Source organism: Acinetobacter sp. (assembly GCF_050285345.1).
GTDB lineage: Bacteria > Pseudomonadota > Gammaproteobacteria > Pseudomonadales > Moraxellaceae > Acinetobacter.
The window spans coordinates 1,721-2,590 of sequence record NZ_JBLZXR010000065.1; the positions used below are offsets into that span (position 1 = coordinate 1,721).

At 44.3% G+C, this 870-nt stretch carries 1 protein-coding gene; it reads right to left on the reverse strand.

Annotated elements, in window-relative coordinates:
* Positions 1-824: SNF2-related protein (locus ACN6OV_RS06120; RefSeq protein WP_427950783.1), on the reverse strand; the 824-nt coding region annotated here is incomplete at its 3' end.
* Positions 825-870: the final 46 nt, after the last annotated feature.

Sequence of the window (870 nt, forward strand, 5' to 3'; positions counted from 1 at the left end):
ACCACACCATCACCTAGCGAATTGGTTTTTCGCACATATTCTGATTTTACTTTGGCTGAAATGGCCCGCGTAGATAGCTGTTTTTCACCCAGCAAAGACAAGCCCCGGATGGTATTAAAGTTACCTGTACCCTCACTGGCATCACCGTTTTTAAACATTTGCGCTTCATCAAATACAATTGAGTCAATGCCCAAGTCTTCAAAGTAGGGCAAGCGGCCTTTTTCCGATCCCTGTAAGTCGGCAATTTTATCCGCCATGAATGCCTTGTAAGCTTCCCGGTCCTTATCTTTGCTACGGTCATATTTAGATAATTTGCGCTCATAGTAGCTTTCAATGGTTGAATCCTTCAGCGGAATCATAGTGAAAGCATCACTTGTCATCACAATCATGCGCCACTGTTTAGACTGGATCAGCAAGTTTAAATCAGCCCCATAATGGCTACTATTGACCGCGCTCAAGCTATTACCTTTTGAACCGATCACCAGCACGTCACTTATATCGGTTTTGGTCATGCTTATGTCACGATACCACTTGGAAACGGTATGCGATGGGACCACAAATGCGGTACGCTTTTTAATCCCGATATTATGTAAATTGATAGCTGCTGCAATGGCAGTCATGGTTTTACCCAAGCCCACATCGAACCCGGTAATACCCTCAAAACGGCGGCTTAATCGGCGTATTTCAGCATTTTGATAGGTCTGCAATGCTTCAAAGCTTTCAAATTTTGGCGCAAAGCCGTCAATCTGAATAGGTGACTCGTCCAGCTCTGCGACCATTTCCTTATTCATCGGATCGTTCAGCTTGCGGTCCAGTTCTTGCATAAATCCTTCATTCGACTGAAGGTATGACAGGAAAGTTGCATCAATT